The sequence below is a fragment of the Paenibacillus sp. 01T422 genome (assembly GCF_056398785.1).
This window is the reverse complement of sequence record NZ_JBFTQB010000633.1, coordinates 1-5552: the sequence shown is the minus strand read 5'-3', so window position 1 is coordinate 5552 and position 5552 is coordinate 1. Positions and strand designations below refer to the sequence as shown.

Sequence of the window (5552 nt, the reverse complement as noted above, 5' to 3'; positions counted from 1 at the left end):
GTTTGCAACCAAAGGCCGAATGTTCAGCCATGGCACGCTTTTATTCAACTCTGAGATTGAAAATGTCGTGTCTGCGCTCAAAGTTAGCCTGGACAAAATCCAATCCAAGGGGATTAAATCGATTCGCAGCAGAGTCGCTAACATCGTAGAGTTTCTGGATGCCCCTATAACAATTGAGGGATTTCGTCTGAAACTGCTGGCCTCTATATTTGGGATGGAAGCGTCGCAAGTGCCGACGTACAAGCTTTCGGAAGAGGATTGGCGCCAAATTCGCGGCATATCCGAAGAACGTTACGGAAATTGGGACTGGAACTATGGCAAATCACCGAAGAGTACCGTGCAAAACTCCAAGCGCTTTGAAGGTGTTGGGAAATTAGATGTACGTTTAGCGACGTTATGGAACGTGGAACGACGGATGCAGGGACATATGGACTCACCACTGTCTGCATTAGGCGAGCAGCAAGCTTTATGGTTGTCCTACGCTTTGAAGGATGTTCCATTTGAAGCTATGTATGCAAGCACTAGTGGACGTACGCTACAAACCGCACATATTATCAAAAGGGATCGTGATCTGGCAATCCAACCTTCAGATGAATGGCGGGAAATGAATTTAGGCGACTGGGAGGGGCGCATCTCAGATGAGATTGAGCAATTAGACCCGGATAATTTCCATGCCTTCTGGCGAAATCCTGAGGCGTATCGCCCAACGCGAGGCGAATCTTATTCGGATTTACAGGCCCGGGTTGCGCCGGCACTTGAACAATTGCTTGCTGCGCATGAGGGACAAACCGTCGCACTTGTTTCACACACAGTTACGCTGAAAGTTATCATGGCTTATTTTGAGCAAAGAGGTCTTGGTGAACTCTGGAATCCGCCATATTTTCATCCAACCTGTCTAAGTTTAGTTGAAATCGTGAACAATGAGCCGCACATCCGTCTTCACGCAGACACTTCTCATTTTGAAGACGAAGCCTTCGGATATTAACATTCATTCATTAGGAGGGATTGGCAATGATCCTTGAAGTAGCTATTTTACCTGTGATTGCAGGAAAAAATGCGGAATTCGAAGCAGCATTCCGCGAAGCATCATCTCTTATTTCATCGATGAAAGGGTATGTGTCACATGAGCTTCAGTCATGTATCGAAGACGGCAACAAATACCTGCTTCTTGTGCAGTGGGAAACCCTTGAGGACCACACCGTAGGCTTCCGAGGCTCGCCTGAGTATCAAGAGTGGCGTAAACTGCTGCATCACTTCTATGATCCTTTTCCAGTTGTAGAGCATTACACCCTAACGCAAGCCTATGGCACAGTCGTAAAATAAAGCAATAAAGCTTCCGGCTTAGCTCGGAGGCTTTTTCTATTGGCGTGAGCGCCAGAGATCGGTCTAAAAAGCAAGGAAAGCGCGTAGGATGGATAGATACCATCCATCGAAACCAACTTGTAAACGAGGTGATCCTCATGAGTGGTCGGAGCTTGCCATCCAGACAGATCAACATCGTCTTGCGGCAGCCAGAGCATCGGCGAGCGGTTGATGGCGCCGGCGACCAGATTCATGCTTCGCCGCAGGCCGATGCAGAACCGCAGCATACCGGGAAAAGGACGCCGCTTGAAGGTCCGTTATCGGATATTTTTAAAGAGTTGAATCAATTGATAGGACTTGATAATGTCAAATCGATGAAGCTTACAGCCTTGCGCGTGGAGGAGATAAAGACTTCGGGAAGGAATCGATCGATGCGCTGGTCAAAGGCATGGAAGATAAGAAAAATGACTTCATTCTAATACTAGCCGGTTATAGTGACGAAATGGAGCAATTCCTAGCAACGAATCCCGGGCTGCCCTCCAGGTTCCCGATTCAAATTGATTTTGAAGATTATCCAATTGAACAATTAATACAGATTACAGAACTTATGGCCAAAGATCGTGAATATGTGCTTATGCCACAAACGTTAATGAAGCTAAAACAGCATTTGATGGAGGAGAAGGCAGTAACTTGGCGGGCTTTTAGCAATGCAAGGTATGTACGCAATATTCTTGAGAAAGCGATGAGACATCAGGCGGTGAGATTGCTCAGTCAATATGTGAATGCTCCTTCCAAATCGGAATTAATGTCAATACGACCAGAAGATATGAAATTTAAATGAACATTAAAGAAGCTATTTAACTTTTTTTAGGTTAAATGGCTTTTTTTCTTGCATAAATGAATTGACAGGTTCGAAGAACGGAGTAAAATAGACAGAGTAATTAGAACTTGATAATGATTATCACTATTAATTAGCTTGGTGGTTAATTATCCAAGGAGGACTTTTGCTATCATGCCTAAAATGTTTATTGCTAGTTGGATTGCATTGGTCTTATTTTTAGCAGTCCCATTCTCCGTTTTCGCGAAAGCAGAAGATGACCTTGCTAAGGAAGATGAGAGCATCGTTCATGCTATCCAAGCTGTGGAAAGCGGGAAAGTGGAAGAGGCTTCCAAACTGTTCGATACGTTTCAAATGAACTGGTTGTCTTATGAAGGTGGTGTGAAGGAGCGCTCGCTTGCGGCTTATCAGAAGATTGAGCAGGCGATGGGTGAGGTCTCTTTTCAAACCGTAAAGCAGCCCATTGATGAGCAGAAGCTTCTCGCGGGACTGAAAGAGCTTCACACACTTAATAAGAACTTCATCGAAGGGAATTTGAATGCTTTTGGTCAAGCTTCTAAGGGTGATGGCCAAGTATCTGTAGCTGATTTGGTCGCGCTTTTGGACAAAGCTTCCGGACAGTTGAAAGAGAATGATGTGGAAGGCGCTTCGGCAAGTATCCAAACGCTTCGAGATTCTTGGCTGCAGATTGAGGGGATTGTCCTTACACAGTCTTCCACTGTTTACACATCCATGGAAAGAGACATGGTAACAGCCTATGCACAGCTATCTGCGTCGCCTGCTCAAGTCAGTGAAGCTTCAGCAACGATCGCACGGATGCATACAGATCTGAATCCGTTAGCTGCCAAAACCAGATACACGATGCTGGATGCAACGACGATTTTACTGCGAGAAGGGTTGGAGGCTTTACTAGTTGTAATCGCCCTGCTCGGATTTCTAAATAAATCGGGTCATAGTAATAAGAAACAATGGATTTGGTACGGGGTGTTAAGCGGACTGCTTGTTAGTGTCGCGCTGGGCATCGTTGTTCAGCAGCTGTTCTCAGCGAGTGCTTTTGGCAATAACAACTTTTTGATTGCTGGATGTACCGGCATTTTCGCAGCGGTCATGTTGCTATATATGAGTTATTGGTTGCACAGTAAATCAAGCATTTCGAACTGGCAAAAATACATAAGAGATCAAAGCGTCAAAGCGCTAGCGACAGGGAGTTTAGTTTCACTAAGTTTACTGGCTTTCCTGGCTGTGTTCCGTGAAGGTACAGAGACCGTTCTCTTCATGATCGGGATGGCGTCCTCGATTTCATTGAGCTCTTTGGTCGGTGGCATCGTGATTGGTGTTGTAATTCTGATTATCGTGTCTTTCCTAATTTTGAAGGTTGGCTTGCGTATTCCGATGCGCCCATTCTTCCTGGTTTCAAGCATTTTCGTATTTTATCTATGTTTCAAATTTGCAGGTATGGGTGTCCACGGTCTGCAGTTAGCAGGTTATCTCCCTGCAACGACGGCCTCTTGGCTGCCTAGTTGGGATTTCGTTGCGTTGTATCCGACACTTGAGAGTGCGATTCCTCAATTTATACTTTTGATAGCAGCATTGTTCGCCGTCATTTGGGAACGTCTTAAATTAATTCAAAACAAAAATCGTGCAGTTTATAAATAATTTTTTTAATCGAAAAGGAGCACTAATTCATGAAAAAGAAACTTATTATTTTAGCGGCAGCAACAACGCTAGTACTCGCAGGTTGCGGAAAAACAGAAACAGTAGAAGTTAAGAAAGTTCCTTTTAAGGAAGGCTCGGCAGCACTGCTCACAAGCATTGATCAACTTAAAGGTCAATTAGATGCAAACAAAATTAAAGATGCGAAGAAGCTATCAACGCAATTGGAAGATCAGTGGGCTAGCTTCGAGGATGAAGTGAAACCGAAATTCCCTGAACTCTATTTTAAAGTGGAGAAATTTCTAATTCCTTTGGAAGCTGGTTTGAAACAAGACAAGTTGGATTATCCGACGTTAACGGCACTAAACACGAACGCAAAAGCAGCTATGACAGAGTTATCGACCTCTTTTACGGATAATAAGGGCGCAGTGAATAAAGATGTTATTGAGGCTTCCAAAGAGCTTCAAGAAGCAGCGAAAGCTTATAACAAATATGTGCAGGATCAAGGGAAGCAACTTGTTACTTTATTAGAGCAGCTGGATGCAGCAGTGAAAAGCGGCGATATGAAAAAAGCGCAGGAAGCTTATGTATTATCTCGTATGCCATACGAAAGAATTGAGCCGATCATCGAGACGTTCAGCGAATTAGACGGTGTGATGGATGCTCGAGTAGATGATTTCAAGAACGAAAAAGACCCAGCATTTACAGGGTATCACCGGATTGAGTACTTGCTTTTTGTGAAAAAGAATGTGAAAGATGCTGAGCCATTCTCTGCCCGCCTTCTAGAAGACGGCAAGAAAATGCAACAGGCAATCGCATCTACAACGATTGAACCTTCAGACTTTATCGCAGGTGTCGGGGAACTGATGGAAGAAGCGCAATCCAGCAAAATCACAGGTGAAGAAGAGCGTTGGAGCGGGGCTACAGTTCCAGTTATCCGAGCGAACGTAGAAGGTGCCCAAGCTATTTATGATCTTGTCAAAGGTGAATTGAAGAAGAAAGATGCCGCTTTGGATGACAAAATTTCGAAAAGCTTAGCTGCAGTTATTGAAACAATGAACACACTTTCCCCGGTTGGACCAACATGGAACGATTTTGGAAAACTTGAACAAGCCAAACAAGTCGATTTGAAAAATAAATTGGAAGCTCTGGCAGAACCTCTTGTGAAAATGCCTGGAACGTTAAGTAAATAAACGAACAGATAGGAGAGGAGAAGCGGCAATGGCAGATAAAATGAACCGCAGAGCTTTTTTGGGGATGACTGCGGCTGGAGCAGCGGGAATCGTGCTCGGTGATTTGCTGGGGAAAGCACAAGGAGCGGTTCCGAACGCAGCAGAGGCGAATGCAAACAAAGCCAATGCTGAGGGCGAAACGATCTCTTTCTATGGCACTCATCAAACGGGTGTCGTGACGCCTGCTCAGAACTTTGCCAACGTGGCGGCTTTCGATATTACGACTGAGAATGTGCAAGAGCTTAAGGAGCTCATGCAGCATTGGACGGAAATGGCGGCAACACTTATGGCAGGTAAACCGCTGGCAGTCGAGCCTCAAGACGGCAAATTTCCACCAACGGATACWGGTGAGCAGTTTGGCTTAGACACTGGGAAATTGACGATTACTTTCGCTGTAGGTGCCTCTCTTTTTGAAAAGGAAGGTGTTGATCGATTCGGACTTCGTTCACGCAAGCCTTCTGGTCTAACAGAGATGCCGATCTTTCATAAGGATTCCTTGCAGGATCAATTAACCCATGGCGATATCT

The 5552-nt window shown here is 44.9% G+C and carries 6 protein-coding genes and 2 pseudogenes; all 8 read left to right on the top strand.

Annotation, left to right across the window (positions count from 1 at the left end):
- Positions 1 to 388: pseudogene (locus AC1DUA_RS27735) on the top strand (lipoyl protein ligase domain-containing protein); the annotation flags it as partial.
- 27 nt (positions 389 to 415) lie between these two features.
- On the top strand, positions 416 to 985 hold the full coding sequence (locus tag AC1DUA_RS27730) for a histidine phosphatase family protein (protein ID WP_477502834.1): 570 nt from the start codon (positions 416 to 418) through the stop codon (positions 983 to 985).
- 26 nt (positions 986 to 1011) lie between these two features.
- Entirely contained in the window at positions 1012 to 1323 is a 312-nt protein-coding gene (locus tag AC1DUA_RS27725; RefSeq protein ID WP_477502833.1) for an antibiotic biosynthesis monooxygenase family protein, read from the top strand.
- Between the two features lie 137 nt (positions 1324 to 1460).
- Positions 1461 to 1781: a hypothetical protein gene (locus tag AC1DUA_RS27720; RefSeq protein ID WP_477502832.1), complete on the top strand. Its 321-nt coding sequence runs from the start codon at positions 1461 to 1463 to the stop codon at positions 1779 to 1781.
- Positions 1673 to 2143 (top strand): annotated as a pseudogene (locus tag AC1DUA_RS27715) (AAA family ATPase); the annotation flags it as partial. The gene AC1DUA_RS27720 and the pseudogene AC1DUA_RS27715, both read left to right, overlap by 109 nt.
- A 171-nt stretch (positions 2144 to 2314) precedes the next feature.
- Positions 2315 to 3796: an FTR1 family iron permease gene (locus AC1DUA_RS27710; RefSeq protein ID WP_477502831.1), complete on the top strand. Its 1482-nt coding sequence runs from the start codon at positions 2315 to 2317 to the stop codon at positions 3794 to 3796.
- A gap of 29 nt (positions 3797 to 3825) precedes the next feature.
- The gene (locus AC1DUA_RS27705) at positions 3826 to 4986 is read left to right on the top strand and encodes an imelysin family protein (RefSeq protein WP_477502830.1); all 1161 of its coding nucleotides are present in this window, start codon (positions 3826 to 3828) and stop codon (positions 4984 to 4986) included.
- Positions 4987 to 5014: 28 nt separating this feature from the next.
- Positions 5015 to 5552, top strand: a 538-nt coding sequence (locus AC1DUA_RS27700) for a Dyp-type peroxidase domain-containing protein (protein WP_477502829.1), incomplete at its 3' end; no start/stop codon positions are given.

Coding starts and splice junctions, on each gene's coding strand:
- AC1DUA_RS27730 (WP_477502834.1), top strand. CDS start 416: ATGCAGGGACATATGGACTCACCACTGTCTGCATTAGGCGAGCAGCAA.
- AC1DUA_RS27705 (WP_477502830.1), top strand. CDS start 3,826: ATGAAAAAGAAACTTATTATTTTAGCGGCAGCAACAACGCTAGTACTC.
- AC1DUA_RS27720 (WP_477502832.1), top strand. CDS start 1,461: ATGAGTGGTCGGAGCTTGCCATCCAGACAGATCAACATCGTCTTGCGG.
- AC1DUA_RS27725 (WP_477502833.1), top strand. CDS start 1,012: ATGATCCTTGAAGTAGCTATTTTACCTGTGATTGCAGGAAAAAATGCG.
- AC1DUA_RS27710 (WP_477502831.1), top strand. CDS start 2,315: ATGCCTAAAATGTTTATTGCTAGTTGGATTGCATTGGTCTTATTTTTA.